This window comes from Streptomyces tropicalis (genome assembly GCF_029269835.1).
Classification (GTDB): domain Bacteria; phylum Actinomycetota; class Actinomycetes; order Streptomycetales; family Streptomycetaceae; genus Streptomyces; species Streptomyces tropicalis.
The window spans coordinates 157611-173111 of sequence record NZ_JARJBB010000001.1 but is presented as its reverse complement, the minus strand read 5'-3'; the positions used below and the strand labels follow the sequence as shown (position 1 = coordinate 173111).

16 protein-coding genes are annotated in these 15501 nt (G+C 75.2%); 8 read left to right on the top strand and 8 right to left on the bottom strand.

What is annotated here, in order from left to right; translation table 11 throughout:
• Window positions 1–100: 100 nt before the first annotated feature.
• On the bottom strand, window positions 101–883 hold the full coding sequence (locus tag P3H78_RS00780; RefSeq protein WP_276106734.1) for an adenosylcobinamide-GDP ribazoletransferase: 783 nt from the start codon (window positions 881–883) through the stop codon (window positions 101–103).
• A gap of 75 nt (window positions 884–958) precedes the next feature.
• On the opposite strand from P3H78_RS00780, the gene P3H78_RS00775 reads away from it, so the two are divergent.
• The gene (locus tag P3H78_RS00775; protein ID WP_276106733.1) at window positions 959–1723 is read left to right on the top strand and encodes a hypothetical protein; all 765 of its coding nucleotides are present in this window, start codon (window positions 959–961) and stop codon (window positions 1721–1723) included.
• Here the strand turns inward: P3H78_RS00775 and P3H78_RS00770 are convergent.
• The 3 genes from P3H78_RS00770 to cobT all read right to left on the bottom strand — a co-directional run bounded on the left by P3H78_RS00770 (window position 1621) and on the right by cobT (window position 5564).
• A complete protein-coding gene (locus P3H78_RS00770; RefSeq protein ID WP_276106732.1) occupies window positions 1621–2373 on the bottom strand; it encodes a hypothetical protein in 753 nt (250 codons plus the stop codon). The genes P3H78_RS00775 and P3H78_RS00770 overlap by 103 nt on opposite strands.
• Window positions 2370–4166, bottom strand: coding sequence for a phosphatidylglycerol lysyltransferase domain-containing protein (locus P3H78_RS00765; protein WP_276106731.1), 1797 nt, complete (start codon window positions 4164–4166; stop codon window positions 2370–2372). Before P3H78_RS00765 ends, P3H78_RS00770 begins: the two co-directional genes overlap by 4 nt.
• A gap of 201 nt (window positions 4167–4367) precedes the next feature.
• Window positions 4368–5564: a nicotinate-nucleotide--dimethylbenzimidazole phosphoribosyltransferase gene (gene cobT, locus P3H78_RS00760; protein ID WP_276106730.1), complete on the bottom strand. Its 1197-nt coding sequence runs from the start codon at window positions 5562–5564 to the stop codon at window positions 4368–4370.
• 161 nt (window positions 5565–5725) lie between these two features.
• Between cobT and P3H78_RS00755 the strand changes: the two genes are divergently transcribed.
• A complete protein-coding gene (locus tag P3H78_RS00755) occupies window positions 5726–6805 on the top strand; it encodes a class I SAM-dependent methyltransferase (RefSeq protein WP_276106729.1) in 1080 nt (359 codons plus the stop codon).
• A gap of 7 nt (window positions 6806–6812) precedes the next feature.
• Here the strand turns inward: P3H78_RS00755 and P3H78_RS00750 are convergent, their stop codons facing one another.
• Window positions 6813–8015: a bifunctional adenosylcobinamide kinase/adenosylcobinamide-phosphate guanylyltransferase gene (locus P3H78_RS00750; protein ID WP_276106728.1), complete on the bottom strand. Its 1203-nt coding sequence runs from the start codon at window positions 8013–8015 to the stop codon at window positions 6813–6815.
• 233 nt (window positions 8016–8248) lie between these two features.
• On the opposite strand from P3H78_RS00750, the gene P3H78_RS00745 reads away from it, so the two are divergent.
• Complete coding sequence (locus tag P3H78_RS00745) at window positions 8249–8491, top strand: hypothetical protein (RefSeq protein ID WP_276106727.1); 243 nt, start codon at window positions 8249–8251, stop codon at window positions 8489–8491.
• Window positions 8492–8576: 85 nt separating this feature from the next.
• Here the strand turns inward: P3H78_RS00745 and P3H78_RS00740 are convergent, their stop codons facing one another.
• Entirely contained in the window at window positions 8577–9278 is a 702-nt protein-coding gene (locus P3H78_RS00740; RefSeq protein WP_276107309.1) for a class I SAM-dependent methyltransferase, read from the bottom strand.
• A gap of 83 nt (window positions 9279–9361) precedes the next feature.
• Window positions 9362–9991, bottom strand: a complete 630-nt coding sequence (locus P3H78_RS00735) for a DUF3043 domain-containing protein (RefSeq protein WP_276106726.1) — start codon at window positions 9989–9991, stop codon at window positions 9362–9364.
• 262 nt (window positions 9992–10253) lie between these two features.
• Here P3H78_RS00735 and P3H78_RS00730 point away from each other — a divergent pair, with 262 nt between their 5' ends.
• The 4 genes from P3H78_RS00730 to P3H78_RS00715 all read left to right on the top strand — a co-directional run bounded on the left by P3H78_RS00730 (window position 10254) and on the right by P3H78_RS00715 (window position 13350).
• The gene (locus P3H78_RS00730; RefSeq protein WP_276106725.1) at window positions 10254–11045 is read left to right on the top strand and encodes a PspA/IM30 family protein; all 792 of its coding nucleotides are present in this window, start codon (window positions 10254–10256) and stop codon (window positions 11043–11045) included.
• Between the two features lie 52 nt (window positions 11046–11097).
• A complete protein-coding gene (gene pspAA / locus P3H78_RS00725) occupies window positions 11098–11376 on the top strand; it encodes a PspA-associated protein PspAA (RefSeq protein ID WP_276106724.1) in 279 nt (92 codons plus the stop codon).
• 73 nt (window positions 11377–11449) lie between these two features.
• Window positions 11450–12670, top strand: a complete 1221-nt coding sequence (locus P3H78_RS00720) for a sensor histidine kinase (protein WP_276106723.1) — start codon at window positions 11450–11452, stop codon at window positions 12668–12670.
• Window positions 12667–13350, top strand: coding sequence for a response regulator (locus tag P3H78_RS00715; RefSeq protein ID WP_276106722.1), 684 nt, complete (start codon window positions 12667–12669; stop codon window positions 13348–13350). Before P3H78_RS00720 ends, P3H78_RS00715 begins: the two co-directional genes overlap by 4 nt.
• 197 nt (window positions 13351–13547) lie before the next feature.
• Here P3H78_RS00715 and nadA read toward each other — a convergent pair whose 3' ends face one another.
• Window positions 13548–14732, bottom strand: coding sequence for a quinolinate synthase NadA (nadA, locus tag P3H78_RS00710; RefSeq protein WP_276106721.1), 1185 nt, complete (start codon window positions 14730–14732; stop codon window positions 13548–13550).
• A 366-nt stretch (window positions 14733–15098) separates the two neighbouring features.
• Here nadA and P3H78_RS00705 point away from each other — a divergent pair, with 366 nt between their 5' ends.
• A complete protein-coding gene (locus P3H78_RS00705) occupies window positions 15099–15455 on the top strand; it encodes a HesB/IscA family protein (RefSeq protein WP_016435777.1) in 357 nt (118 codons plus the stop codon).
• The last annotated feature ends 46 nt before the right edge of the window (window positions 15456–15501 follow it).

Here is a 15501-nt window from a genome sequence, read left to right as displayed (position 1 = left end):
CGGGAGCGGGGTCCGGAAGCGGAGCCGGGGGAGGGGCCCGGCGCCGGAGCCCGCGGCCGAGACCCGGCCCACCCGTCCGCAACCTCCCCGGACAGAACAGCTAGCCGAGGGCCAGGACGACGAGGGTGGTGGTCGCCGCGGTCTCCGCGAGCCCTCCGAAGACGTCGCCGGTCACCCCGCCGAAGCGGCGGGTGCAGTGGCGCAGCAGGAGTTCGGCGGCGGCGAGGCCGAGGACCGGCGCGAGGACCGCGCGGACGGCGCCGTACGCGCCGAGGAGCGGACCCGCGGCCGCCGCCGCCAGGAGGCAGGCCCCTGCCACGGCCAGGGCGGCCGGCACCGGCACCGCGCCGGCCACCGCGGCGCCCAGCCCCTCCGGCCGCGCGGCCGGCACCCCGGTGCGCGCGGCCAGGGTGAGCGCGAGGCGGGCGACGACCGCCGACAGGGCGGCCGCGAGCGCGCCCCGGGCCCACGAGGTGCCGTACAGCTGGGCCAGCGCGGCCACTTGGGCCAGCAGCACGAAGACCAGGGTGAGGACCCCGAACGGGCCGATGTCCGACTGCTTCATGATCCGCAGCGCGTCCTCGGCGGGCCGGCCGCTGCCGAGCCCGTCGGAGGTGTCCGCGAGGCCGTCCAGGTGCAGGCCCCGGGTCAGTGCCGCGGGCACGGCGGCGGTGGCGACGGCGGCGAGCAGCGGGGCCGCGCCGAGGAGGAGCAGCAGCAGGCCGCAGGCGGCGGCCGCCGCGCCGACCACCAGGCCGGCCAGCGGCGCGCAGAGCATCCCGGCGCGGGCCGCCCCGCGGTCCCACCGGCTCACCCCGACGGGCAGCGCGGTGAGGGTGCCGAAGGCGAACCGGGGGCCGTGCAGCGGCGGGATCCTGGACACGCGGGAAGACTACGGGACCTCCGGACGGCCCCCGACGGGCGGGCGGCCCCCCGGGGAAGGCGGCACACTACGCATATGGGGCACTGGCTGGAGCGGAACATCATCGAACCCGGCAAGCTGCCCCTGCTCCTCGCCCTGGCCGCCTTCGTCGTCACCTTCGTGGTGACCCGGTCCGTCACCCGGCTCATCCGGGCGGGGCGGGGCCCCTTCGGCAACGTCAGCGCCGGGGGCCTGCACATCCACCACGTCGTCCCCGGTGTCGTCCTCACCGTCATCGGCGGCTTCGGCGCGGTCGCGACCGGGCGCGGAGGGTTCGGCGGGGCCGCCTTCGCCATCGTCTTCGGCGTCGGCGCGGGGCTGGTCCTGGACGAGTTCGCCCTGATCCTGCACCTCGACGACGTCTACTGGACCGAGGCCGGCCGGCAGAGCGTGGAGGTCGTGGTGCTCACCGCGGCCCTGGTCGGCCTGGTCCTCGCCGGTTTCGCCCCCTTCGGCGTCAACGGCCTGACGCACGACGAGTTCCAGAACCGCGGCACGGTCGTCCTCACCGTCGCGGGCAACTTCCTCTTCTCCCTGATCGCGCTCGGCAAGGGCAAGGCCCGCCTCGCCGTGCTCGGGATCGTCGTGCCGGTGATCGCCCTGGTCGGCGCACTCCGGCTGGCCCGGCCCGGCTCGCCCTGGGCCAGGCGCTTCTACCGTCGCCGCCCGCGCGCCCGCGCCCGCTCCAGCCTGCGCGCCTACCACCACGACCGGCGCTGGACCGGCCCCCGCCGTGTGCTGCAGGACTGGATCGGCGGCAAGCCGGACTCCGAGATCACCCGGGCCCGGGGCCACTCCTGACGGAGGTGGTCCCGCACGGCGGAGGCGAGGCACAGCAGGCCCATCCCGGTGATCGCCGCGAGATGCTCCCGTCCGGCCAGGTTCTCCTTCATCAGCAGCTCGAGCACCATGGCGGCGACCACGGTGCTCGACGTGACGTAGGCCCCGTAGCGGTGTCCGACGTACACGGCGAGCCCCACCACGGCCGCCGACGGTCCGGTGTCCACCACCAGCGCGTCCGCGGCCGGCAGCCCGAACGGGTGGAGCGGCCCGAGCGCGATGCCGCCGCGCGCGTACAGGGTGCCGGCGAGGGTGGCGACGTAGGCCAGGGTGAGCGTGCGCCACCAGCCCAGGCAGATCTCGGCGAGCCCGAACACGCACAGGATCTGCGCCAGCGCGCCCCAGCACGGCAGGTCCGGGGCGGGCACGCACAGCGACAACGGGGTCCGCAGCAGCGCCAGCCACAGCGGGTCCGCGGCCCGGACCGCCCCCACGTGGTGCACGAAGCCCCGGCCCCAGGGCCGGAGCTGGACGAAGTGCAGCAGTCCCGTCAGCCCCACCACGACGAGGGTGGCGGGCACCGCCCGCAGGCGCCGGCGCAGCAGGGGCCCGCGCACGGCGTCGTGCAGCGGCCCCCATTCGGCGCGCGCCCAGCGGGCGAGGGTGGTCATCCGTGCGTCTCCAGGTGCTTGCGGTGCAACCACTTCGGCAGGCCCGGCGCCTCCAGGAACCCCTCCGCGCGGGCCGAGGCGAGGCCGATGCGCGGCAGGTCCGCGCTCTTCTCGAAGAGCAGGAACCGCGGTTCCCAGATGGGCCGGTACTTGGCGTTGGCGCGGTACAGGGACTCGATCTGCCACCACCGCGAGAAGAAGCTCAGCAGTGACCGCCACAGCCGCAGCACCGGCCCGGCACCGAGGCGCCCGCCACGTTCGAAGACCGAACGGAACATGGCGAAGTTGAGGGAAACCTGCGTGATCCCGATCTCTCCGGCACGGCGCAGGAGTTCGATCACCATGAACTCCATCAGGCCGTTCTCGCAGTCCCGGTCCCGCCGCATCAGGTCCAGGGACAGCCCGGCCGGACCCCACGGCACGAAGGAGAGCAGCGCCCGCAGTTCCCCGGCGGCGTCGTGGCACTCGAGCATCACGCACTGCCCGTCGGCGGGGTCCCCGAGCCGCCCCAGCGCCATGCTGAAGCCCCGCTCCGTCGCCCCGTCCCGCCAGTCGTCCGCCCGCTGGACCAGGCGTGCCGTCTCCGCGGCCGGGATGTCCGCGTGGCGCCGGATGCGCACCGTGTACCCGGCCCGCGCCACCCGGTTCCAGGCCTGCCGGACGGTGCGCATGGCCCGCCCCTCCAGGGTGAAGTCGGCGACCTCGACCACGGCCTCGTCGCCCAGTTCGAGGGCGTCGAGCCCGTGCCGCGCGTAGACGGTGCCGGCCTCCTCGCTCGCCCCCATCACCGCCGGGATCCACCCGTGCGCCCGCGCCTGGGCCAGCCACGGCTCGATGGCGCCGGGCCAGGCCTCCGGGTCGCCGATCGGGTCCCCCGAGGCCAGGGACACCCCGCCCAGCACGCGGTAGGCGACGGCCGCCTTGCCGGTCGGCGACCAGATCACGCTCTTCTCGCGGCGCAGCGCGAAGTAGCCGAGCGAGTCCCGCTCCCCGTGCCGCGCCAGCAGCTCACGCAGCCGCCGTTCGTCGTCCCCGGTGAGCGCGTCGACGGCGCGCCGGGAGCGGAAGGCGGCGTAGAGGACGGCGAGGACGAGGGCGGTGGAGAGCACGTTGATCGCGACGTTCGCCCAGTTCGGGGGGTCGACGCCGGGGAAGCGGGCCTCCGGGGCGGCGACCGAGACCAGCCGCAGCGTGCCGTAGTACCAGCGTTCGGTGAAGGTCGAACGGGCCGCGTCCGGGGCCTGGTTGGTGACCGTCACCAGGAGCGCGGCGAGCAGCGAGGAGACCAGCAGGCCCCCGACGGCGACCACGGCGGCGAGCCGGGGGTTGGACCGGTCGCCCTTGGCGTAGAACTCCCGCCGCCCGAGGAGCAGCGCGGCGACGAAGGCGGCGGTGAGCGCGAGGGAGATCCAGTTCTGGGCGGAGCGGCGGATCTCCGGGAAGCTCATGGCGAAGGCGAAGAGCGCCAGGAAGGGCCCGCTGAGCCCGAGGTTCAGGATCCAGGCGGCCCGTTTGCGGCGCCGCATGGTGATGGCCAGGAAGGCCGCGAAGACCCCCGAGGCGAAGCCGGCGGTGAGCAGGTACGGCGTGAAGAGGTTCTCCTGGTTGTGCCGCCGCACGTCCTGGCCGAGCGAGACCCACACCGCGCTGAGGAAGTTGACGAACGCGACGGCCCGCAGGTACCAGACGGCGGACACGGCGGCCCGCCGCGGCACGGCGGCGGCCCGCCGAGGTGTGCTGCCCGGCCGGGCCGGGGGCGATTCCAGTTCCACGGCAATTCGGGCATTCCCCATGAAGAGCGATCATATGTGTGATCGCCCAGGGAACCGCTCTTTTCGGGTGCCCGCTCGCCGTGGCCGCCCCGGCGCCCGCGCCCCTTCGCGCCGGGCGCCGCCGTCACGTCGGTGCGCCGTCCGGGGCGGCGCGACGCGACGGCGCCCCGCGGCGGCGTGCCGCCGGGCGCCAGTGCGGTCGACGCCGGTGTGCGGCCGTGGTCAGTGGGCGTCCGGGGGCGTGCCGCCCGCCGGCCGTGCCGCCGGGTCCGCGGATGGGTCCGCGGCCGGGTCCTCGCCCTCGGCCGGGTCCTCGCCGGCGGGCTCGGGGCCGTCCAGCCCGGTCGCCCGCGCCGTCGTCCCCTCCGTGTCCCCGGGGCGCTCGGGAAGCTCCGCGGCCAGCGCCGCCGCGGCCTGCACCAGGGGCAGCGCCAGCAGCGCGCCGGCCCCCTCCCCGACGGTCACGCCCTGGTCCAGCAGCGGCTCCAGCGCCATCCGGTCCAGCGCCTTCGCCTGCCCCGGCTCCCCGCTGTTCTGCCCCGCCAGCCACCAGTCCGGTGCCCGGAACGCCACCCGCTGGCCCACCAGCGCGCACGCGGCCGAGACCACCCCGTCCAGGATCACCGGCAGCTTGCGCACCGCGCACTGGAGCAGGAAGCCGGTCATCGCCGCGAGATCCGCGCCGCCGACCGCCGCCAGCAGCAGCAGCTGGTCGCCGAGCACCGGCCGGGCCCGCCGCAGCGCGTCCCGGATCGCCGCGCACTTGCGCATCCACGCCAGGTCGTCGATCGCCTCGCCGCCCCGCCCGGTCACCACCGACGCGTCCACCCCGCACAGCGCGGCGACCAGCACCGACGCCGGGGTGGTCCCGCCCACGCTCACATCGCCGAGGACCACCAGGTCCGTGCCCGAGTCGGCCTCCTCGTCGGCCACCGCTACGCCGGCCCGGAAGGCGGCCTCCGCCTCCTCGGGGGTCAGCGCGTCCTCGACGTCGATGCGCCCGCTGCCGCGCCGCACCCGGTGCCGTACGACGTCCTCGGGCAGCGTCTCCGGCGCGCAGTCCAGGGCCATGTCGACCACACGCACCGGGACGCCGAGCCGGCGCGCCAGCACGGACACCGGCCGGCCGCCCTCCAGCACCTCGCGCACCAGCTCCGCCGCGCCGCCCGCGGGCCGTGCCGAGACGCCGAGTCCGGCGACCCCGTGGTCGCCGGCGAACAGCACCACCCGGGGGTGCTCGACGGGCCGCACCGGCACCGCGCCCTGCGCCGCCGCCAGCCACTCGCCCAGGCCGTCGAGCCGGCCCAGCGCCCCGGACGGCACGGCCCGGCGCTCCCGGTGCGCCTCCGCGTCGCGGCGCACACCGCCGTCCGGACGCTCGATCAGATCGGTGAAGTCGTCGAGATTAAGCGAGCTCATTCGCCGAACAGTACCGGCCCCGGCCGGGCGTCCCGGCGCCACGTCGGCACCACACCCCCACCGCGTGATTGCACCCAAGATCTCGATCCCATACGTTCCTTTTGCAGCGGAATGTCGTACGTCCCTGCCGTACGCCCTCGCGCCCCACCGGGAGCCGCCCCATGCCGTCCCTGCCGTACGCCGCGCAGGCCTTGGACCCGCGCCGCCTCGCGTACGCCGCCGAACTCGCCCAGGGCACCGACCGGTTCCAGGAACCGCGCCGCCAGGACTGCCCCTGGTGCGGCTCCGATCGCCTGTGCACCCGGCTGCGCGCGCCCGACCTGCTCCAGCACAAGCCGGGCAGCTTCGCCGTCGACCAGTGCCGGGACTGCGGGCACGCCTTCCAGAACCCCCGGCTCACCGCGGAGGGGCTGGCCTTCTACCACCGCGACCTCGGCGACGACGAACCGCGGGGCCTGGCCGAACGGCTGCTCGCCGCCGGACGCAGCCACCGCCTGCACCGGGCCGTCGCGCGCCTGATGCGCGGGGTCGGGGAGCCGGAGAGCTGGCTGGACGTCGGCACCGGCCACGCCCGCTTCCCGCACGCGGCCCGCGAGGTCTTCCCGTACACCTCCTTCGACGGCCTGGACCCCACCATGCGCGTGGTGCGGGCCCGCGCCGCCGGGCGGGTCGAGGAGGCCCACGTCGGGCACCTGGCCGACCCGCACCTCGCGGCCCGGCTGCGCGCCCGCTACGACGTGGTCAGCATGTTCCAGCACCTGGCGCGCGTCCCCGACCCCCGCGCGGAACTCGGCGCGGCCCTCGCCGCCCTGCGCCCCGGCGGCCATCTGCTCATCGAACTGCCCGACCCGCGCAGCGCGTTCGCCCGGCTTCTGGGCCGGTGGTGGCTGTCGCACGGCCAGCCGCGCCAGCTCCACCTGCTGCCGCTGCGCAACCTCCGCGCGGAGCTCCGGGCCCGCGGCTGCACGGTCCTCGTCGTCGACCGGCGCACCGCCCACACGCCCCACGATCTGTCCGCGGCCCTCGCGCTGGCCCTCACCCACGTCCTGCCCGCGGCCGACGTCCCGTGGTGCACCGAGCCGCCGGGCGACCTGCAACGGCTGCTGCGGACGGCCCTGACGGGCGCCGCCGGGCCGCTGCTGGCCGTGGCGGCGGCCCTGGACCACGTCCTGGCCCCGCTGCTGCGCCACACGCCGTTCGCCAACACCTACCGCGTCGTCGCCCGCCGCGACACCGGCTGAGGGCCCCTCAGCCGCGCAGCGTCAGCGCCTGCCCCGCGACCACCAGCAGGACGTGCTCGCACTCGTGGGCGAACGCCGCGTTCAGACGCCCGAGCTCGTCGCGGTAGCGGCGCCCCGACGCGGTGGCCGGCACGATGCCCGACCCCACCTCGTTGGACACCGCGACCACGGTCCGCCGGGTCGCCCGCACCGCCGCCGCCAGCTCGGCCACCCGCTCCCGCAGCGCCCGCTCCCCGCCGCCCGCCCACTCGGCGTCGTCCCAGGCGCCGGCCGCGTCCATCGCGTCCGTCAGCCACAGCGACAGGCAGTCCACGAGCAGCGGCGGACCGTCCTGCGCCAGCAGCGGCACCAGGTCGCAGGTCTCCGTCGTCCGCCACGACCCCGGCCGCCGGTCGCGGTGCGCAGCGACCCGGGCCGCCCACTCGGTGTCGCCGTTGCGGGACCCGCCCGTCGCCACGTACAGCACCCCGGGGAAGGGCTCCAGCCGCCGCTCCGCCTCCACCGACTTGCCCGACCGCGCCCCGCCCAGCACCAGCGTGCGGCGCGGGACGTCCGGCACGTCCTCGTACGCGCCGACCGCCAGCGTGGTGCCGTCCGGCGCCGCCCGCGCCCCGGCCGCCGCGAGCCGGCGGTCCAGCTCGGGGCCCGGGGGCACGTCGTGGTCGAGGTGCACGGCGAGCACGTCGGTGGTCGGCCCCACCGCCCCGGCCGCCCGCAGCCGGGCCAGCGCGTCCGGCCGGCCCACGACGTCCGCCAGCACCATGTCGTAGCGCTCCGCCGAGCCCTCCTCCAGCCCGGCCGGGGCACCGCCCGGCGGCAGGTACAGCAGCCGCCGCCCGTCCGGACCGGTCACCGCGTAGCCCGTGCCCGGGGCGTCCATCGGCACCGCCCGCACCCGATGCCCCGTCAGCAGCGCCAGCTCCCGGCCGTCCGGCACCCTGCCCGGCTGCGGCAGTCCGGCGGGCACCTCGACCGCGGGCCCGTCGTGCGGGTGCGTCAGCAGCACCTGCCCGACGCCGGCCAGCGAGTGCCCCGCCCGTGCGGCGGCGAAGGCCGCGCCGGGCGTCAGGTCCAGCAGCAGCGCGCCGTCGACGAGCAGCGCGGTCGCGGCCCGCGTCGCGGGGCCGAGGGCCGTCGCGCAGGCCGCGCAGGGACAGTCGGGGCGGGGGAGTCCCGCGGGGGCACCGGTGCCGAGCAGAGTCACGTCCACGGACCTGATTTTCCCGGGTCGCCGCAGCTCCTGCGCGCCCGGTGCCCCCGACCGCCCGCGGGCGGCCCGCCGTCCGGCCCCGTCCCGGGCCGCCGCACCGCCCGCGCACCGCCGTCGGGAGGATCGTCCGCCGCCTCCTGACGGGCCGCCCCGTCCAGCGCATAGGCTGCGCGCAGGAGCCGGACCGTGATCCGGCTCGCGCTGTGCAGTGTGGTCACACCAGGGAGGCGTACATGGTGGCATGGACGTGGCGGTTCGAGACGGCGGACGGGACGGAGGTCCGGCCCGCGGTCCAGCCCGAGGAGTTCACCACGCAGGGCGACGCGGAGTCCTGGCTCGGTGAGCACTGGAAGGACCTGCGCGACGGCGGCGCCGACCAGGTGCGGCTGTTCGAGGACACCGCCGAGATCTACGGGCCGATGAGCCTGCACGCCGAGGACTCCGAGCCCGAGTCCGAGCCGGAGGGCGCCGCCTAGAAGGGGCGCACGCGACCGGCACGGCGGAGGGGGCGGCCCGGCCGGGCCGCCCCCTCCGCCGTCGGACCGTGCCGTGCGGCCGGGCTCAGCCGCGGACCCCGCACAGGTGCAGCAGCGCCGCCACCCTGCGGTACGGGTCGGTGCGGCCGGCCCGCTCCTCGGCCGCGAGCAGCGCGGTCGGGTCGGCCGGCGGCTCCGTGCCGTCGGGGGCCGTGTCGGTCAGGACCCGCACGCCGTACCAGGCGTGCAGCGGCGCCCCGATCCCCGCCAGGGTCGCCGTCAGGTCGGCCAGCCGGTCGGCGCGCCCGTCCACGCCCAGCCGGTTGCGGTACACCGCGCTGTCGAAGGCGGTCAGGGCGCCGGCCCAGTCGCCGGCCAGCCCCGGGCGCATCGCCAGCGCGTCACCGTTGCGCACCAGCAGCGACAGCAGTCCGCCGGGCGCCAGCATCCGCGCCAGCCCCGCCAGCAGCGGATCCGGCTCGGCCACGTACATCAGTACGCCGTGGCACAGCACCACGTCGAAGCTGCCCGGCAGGAAGTGCACCCCGGTGTCCTGGCCGTCGCCCTCGACGATCCGGAACCGGGCCCGGATGCCCTCCGGCTCGGCGGCCAGCGCCTCCCGGGCCACCGAGACCATCCGCGCGTCGCGCTCCAGGCCGGTCACCCTGTGCCCGGCCCGGGCCAGCCGCAGCGCCTGCGTGCCCTGGCCCATGCCCACGTCGAGCACCCGCAGCCGCCGGCCGACCGGGAAGCGGCCGGCCATCTGCTCGTCGAGCTGCCGGGCCACCAGCTCCTGCCGCACCACGTCACGCAGTCCCCCCAGCCGGTCCAGCCAGGCGTCCGCGGCACCCCCGGAGAAGGCGGACGCGCTCAGGGCCGCTCCCCACGCTTGACCTGCGGCTTCGGCAGCCGGAGGCGGCGCATCTGGAGGGAGCGCATCAGGGCGTAGGCGACCGCGCCGCGCTTGTTCTCGTCGGGGAAGCGCTCGGCGAGACGCCCGCGGAGCCGGAAGCCGGTGACGGCCGAGTCCAGCACGATCAGGACGATCACCACGAGCCACAGCAGCAGCACGACGCTCTGCAGCGCGCCCGCCCGCACCATGCTCAGCACCAGGATGACCACGGCCATCGGCAGGAAGAACTCCGCGACGTTCCACCGGGAGTCGACGAAGTCGCGGGCGAACTTGCGGACCGGGCCCTTGTCGCGGGCGGGGAGGTACCGCTCGTCGCCGCCGGCCAGCGCCTGGCGCTGGCGCTCCATGGCGGCACGGCGGTCCTCGCGCTGCCGCTTGGCGGCATCCTTGCGCGTGGTCGGCGTGCTGGCCACGCTGCGGCGCTGAGACTGGGCCTCGCTGCGCTTGGGGGTCGGCCGGCCCTTGGGGGCCTGCGGGTCACGGGGCTGCTTGGAGAAGTTCACCGGAGCCTTGTCGGCGACCGGGGTCTTCTCTTCCTTGGCACGGCTACGGAACACAAAACCCAAGGGTACGGGCTTGACCCGCATGGGCCCCAGTCCGGCGGGGAACGATCCGGCAACACCGGGCGTCTGTAGGGGGACAAGGGGGACAAGGGGGACGTTGCGTACGCCGCGTCCGGTGGCACCCGGGGATCACCTACTCCCTGCGCCGGAGCGGCGGCGGACGCAGTCGTCCTCGGGGATGACCGCATCCCTGCCCGGACAGTGCGGTAATGGATGCAGGGCCCGTACTGTGGGTTCTGTCGCAGTGCTTGAGCTGGAGTCCGTCAGAAGGGGGCGCGCGAAGCCCATGAGCGGTGTCATGAAGCGTATGGGGATGATCTTCCGCGCGAAGGCGAACAAGGCCCTTGACCGGGCCGAGGACCCGCGCGAGACCCTCGACTACTCGTACCAGAAGCAGCTGGAGCTGCTGCAGAAGGTCCGCCGCGGCGTCGCGGACGTCGCCACCTCCCGCAAGCGCCTGGAACTCCAGCTCAACCAGCTGCAGCAGCAGTCCTCCAAGCTGGAGGACCAGGGCCGCAAGGCGCTCGCCCTCGGCCGCGAGGACCTCGCGCGCGAGGCGCTGTCCCGGCGGGCCGCGCTCCAGCAGCAGGTGACGGACCTGGAGACGCAGCACACCACCCTCCAGGGCGAGGAGGAGAAGCTCACCCTGGCGGCCCAGCGCCTGCAGGCCAAGGTGGACGCCTTCCGCACCAAGAAGGAGACCATCAAGGCCACCTACACCGCCGCCCAGGCCCAGACCCGGATCGGCGAGGCGTTCTCCGGCATCTCCGAGGAGATGGGCGACGTCGGCCTGGCCATCCAGCGGGCCGAGGACAAGACGGCGCAGCTCCAGGCCCGCGCCGGCGCCATCGACGAGCTGCTCGCCTCCGGCGCCCTGGACGACCCCTCCGGCACGGCCAAGGACGACATCCAGGCCGAGCTGGACCGGCTCTCCGGCGGTACGGATGTGGAGCTGGAGCTCCAGCGCATGAAGGCGGAGCTGGCCGGGGGCTCCCCGCAGCAGGCCATCGAGGGCGGCACCGGCCAGGGGCGGTCCCAGCAGCAGCCGCAGGACACCCCCCGCTTCGACAAGCAGTGAGGCACGGAGCCGCACGTCACCGACAGCCGGGGCGCACGCCGAGGAGGGCGACATGATCGTACGGATCATGGGGGAGGGGCAGGTGAGCCTGGCCGACAGCCACCTCGCCGAACTGAACACGCTGGACGACGAACTCCTCGCGGAGGTCCAGAAGGGCGACGGCCCCGGCTTCCGCCGCACCCTCCAGGCCCTGCTGTCCAGGGTCCGCGAGCTCGGCGACCCGCTCCCCGACGACCTGCTGGCGCCGTCCGAGCTGATCCTCCCGTCGCCCGACGCGAGCCTGGAAGAGGTACGGGACCTGCTCAGCGACGAAGGCCTCATCCCCGGCTGAGCCGGCCGGGCCGCCCGCACGGTCCCCGGGCGCCGTACCGCGGCGCGCCGGGGGCCCCGTACCGTTGACCCCCGTGAGCACACTCGACCGCGCCCGATGCCGTCTGACGGCGCACCCCCTGGCGTGGGACGCGGCGCTCGCCGCCGCGGTCCTGGTGTGCATGGTCGTCGGATCCTTCGCCGGACCGCACGGCGAGAACGGGGTCAGCTGGGGCGTGCGCAGGCCGGACCTGCTCGCCCTGGTGCTCATGGCCGCGGGCGCCGGCGCGCTCGTGTTCCGCCGCCGCGTCCCGCGGACGGTCCTCGGCGTCACCGGCGCCGTCTCCCTCGTCGAGTGCCTCACCGGCGACCCGCGCGCCCCGGTCGCCATGTCCGCCGTGGTCGCCCTCTTCACCGTCGCCGCGGCCACCGACCGCCCCACCACCTGGCGCCTCGGCCTGCCGACCATGACCGTGCTGACCGGCGCCGCCATGATCGCCGGACCGCTGCCCTGGTACGCCCAGGAGAACCTCGCGCTGTTCGCCTGGACCGGCATGGCCGCCGCCGGCGGAGACGCCGTGCGCAGCCGCCGGGCCTTCGTGCACGCCATCCGGGAGCGGGCCGAGCGCGCCGAACGCACCCGCGAGGAGGAGGCCCGCCGCCGCGTCGCCGAGGAGCGCCTGCGCATCGCCCGCGACCTGCACGACGTCGTCGCCCACCACATCGCCCTGGTCAACGTGCAGGCCGGAGTCGCCGCCCATGTCATGGACCGGCGCCCCGACCAGGCCAAGGAGGCCCTCGCCCACGTCCGTGAGGCCGGCCGCTCCGCCCTGGAGGAGCTGCGCGCCACCGTCGGCCTGCTCCGGCAGTCCGGCGACCCGGAGGCCCCCACCGAACCGGCGCCCGGGCTGCACCGCCTGGACGAGCTCGTCGCCACCTTCCGCAACGCGGGCCTGCCCGTGGAGGTGGCCCGCACCGACCGGGGCGCCCCGCTGCCCGCCGCCGTCGACCTGGCCGCCTACCGCGTCATCCAGGAGGCCCTCACCAATGTGCACAAACACGCGGGCGGCGAGGGGAAGGCAGAGGTCAGCGTCGTACGGGTGGGACCGAACGTCGAGATCACCGTCCTCGACGACGGAGCCGGCGCCGGGGACGGCCCGACGGCCGGCGGCGGGCACGGACTGCTCGGCATGCGCGAGCGGGTCACCGCCCTCGACGGCACCCTCACCACCGGTCCCCGCTACGGAGGCGGCTTCCGCGTCCATGCCATCCTGCCGGTCAAGACCCGCACGCGTGCCTCGGGGGAGCCCGTATGACCATCCGCGTCCTGCTCGCCGACGACCAGGCACTGCTGCGCAGCGCCTTCCGCGTGCTCGTCGACTCCGAGCCCGACATGGAGGTCGTCGGCGAGGCGTCCGACGGTGCCGAGGCGGTGCGGCTGGCCGCGGAGCAGCGCGCCGACGTCGTCCTGATGGACATCCGCATGCCCGGCACCGACGGCCTCGCGGCGACCCGGCTGATCAGCGCCGACCCCGCCCTGGCCGGGATCCGGGTGGTCATCCTGACCACCTTCGAGGTCGACGACTACGTCGTCCAGGCGCTGCGGGCCGGCGCCTGCGGATTCCTCGGCAAGGGCAGTGAGCCCGGGGACCTGCTCGCCGCGATCCGGGTCGCCTTCGGCGGGGAGGCGCTGCTGTCCCCGGCGGCCACCCGGGGGCTGATCGCCCGGTTCCTCGCCCAGGGCGACGCGGCCGGCGAGGACCGCGACCCGGCCCGGGCCGAGCGGCTGGCCGCGCTGACCGGGCGGGAGCGCGAGGTGCTCGTCCAGGTCGCCGGCGGGCACTCCAACGACGAGATCGCCGAGCGGCTGGAGGTCAGCCCGCTCACGGTGAAGACCCACGTCAACCGCGCCATGGCCAAGCTGGGTGCCCGCGACCGGGCCCAACTGGTCGTGACCGCCTACGAGTCGGGGCTGGTGCGCCCGCGCACGAACTGATCCGGCGGCCCGCGCGGGACCTGCCGGGCGGCGCACCGGTGGGTACGGCGGGACGGCGAAGCGTGCGGCGAGGCGCGGGGACCGGGCGCCGGAGCGGGAGCCGGTTGGGTGTGTGTGATCCCGCCACGCCCGGCGCAGGGCGACGGGCGTGGGCCGCGGACACCCAGGTGTGTCCGGGGCCCACGCCCGTATCCGCCCTACGGCAGGGCGAGCATCCGCTCCAGCGCCTGCTTCGCGTACGCCTCGGTCTCCCGGTCCACCTCGATGCGGTTGACCAGGTTGCCCTCGGCCAGCGACTCCAGGGCCCAGACCAGGTGGGGCAGGTCGATGCGGTTCATGGTCGAGCAGAAGCACACCGTCCGGTCCAGGAAGACGATCTCCTTGCCCTCCGGAGCGAAACGGTTCGCCAGCCGGCGCACGAGGTTCAGCTCGGTGCCGATGGCCCACTTCGAGCCGGCCGGGGCCTCCTCCAGCGCCCGGATGATGTACTCCGTGGAGCCGACCAGGTCCGCGGCGGCCACGACCTCGTGCCGGCACTCCGGGTGCACGAGGACGTTGACGCCGGGGATGCGTTCCCGGACGTCGTTCACCGAGTCCAGGGAGAAGCGCCCGTGGACCGAGCAGTGGCCGCGCCACAGGATCATCTTCGCCGCGCGCAGCTCCTCGGCCGTCAGGCCGCCGTTCGGCCGGTGCGGGTTGTAGACCACGCAGTCGTCCAGGGACATGCCCATGTCCCGCACCGCGGTGTTGCGGCCGAGGTGCTGGTCCGGCAGGAACAGCACCTTCTCGCCCTGCTGGAAGGCCCACTCCAGGGCCCGCTGGGCGTTGGAGGAGGTGCAGATGGTGCCGCCGTGCCGGCCGGTGAAGGCCTTGATGTCGGCCGAGGAGTTCATGTACGACACGGGCACGACCTGGTCGGCCACGCCGGCCTCGGTCAGCACGTCCCAGCACTCGGCGACCTGCTCCGCCGTCGCCATGTCGGCCATGGAGCACCCGGCCGCCAGGTCCGGCAGGACGACCTTCTGCGCGTCCGACGTCAGGATGTCCGCGGACTCCGCCATGAAGTGCACACCGCAGAAGACGATGTACTCGGCCTCCGGCCGCGCCGCCGCGTCCCGGGCCAGCTTGAAGGAGTCGCCCGTGACGTCGGCGAACTGGATGACCTCGTCGCGCTGGTAGTGGTGGCCGAGCACGAAGACCTTGTCGCCGAGCTTCGCCTTGGCGGCGCGGGCGCGCTCCACCAGGTCCGGGTCGGACGGCGAGGGCAGGTCGCCGGGGCACTCGACGCCGCGCTCGCTCCTCGGGTCGGCCTCGCGGCCGAGGAGGAGCAGGGCCAGGGGAGTCGGCTGTACGTCGAGCTCCTGGGTCTGGGCGGTGGTCACGACACGCACCCTTTCTTCTTTTCGTCTATCTGACGCTATCTATCATAACCGCTTCACGTCACTTTGACGATGGCGATTGTGTCGATGTGACGGGAATCCCGGCCGCCGCCCACGGGCCCGGCCGCCCGCTGCCCCGTCGCCCCGCCCGGCCGTCGCCCGCGTCGCTCCGTCGTCTTCGCGGTGTCCTGCGCGGGGCGCCGTCCGCGCCGTCCACAGGGCGCTGTCCGCTCCACGGCGCATGTGCGAGCATGAAGACGACGAGCATGACACTTGCGCACCAGCACGTGCTCGGCCCGGAATGAATCCGCGGCCTTGCCGGTTGCACTCGTCGGCAAGCAGTCTCCGTACAACCCGGGAGAGATGTAGATGTCCGTATCGGACGAGACCACCACCGTCACCGACGGCATCATCCTGACCGACGCCGCCGCGTCGAAGGTCAAGGCCCTGCTCGACCAGGAAGGCCGTGACGACCTCGCGCTGCGCGTGGCCGTCCAGCCCGGTGGCTGCTCCGGCCTGCGCTACCAGCTCTTCTTCGACGAGCGCTCGCTCGACGGCGACGTGGAGAAGGACTTCGGCGGTGTCAAGGTCGTCACCGACCGCATGAGCGCCCCGTACCTGGGCGGTGCCACCGTCGACTTCGTGGACACGATCGAGAAGCAGGGCTTCACCATCGACAACCCGAACGCGACGGGTTCCTGCGCCTGCGGCGACTCCTTCAGCTGAGCCGGCCGCACCGGCACGCAGGCGGCGGCCCCCTCCCGTGGGAGGG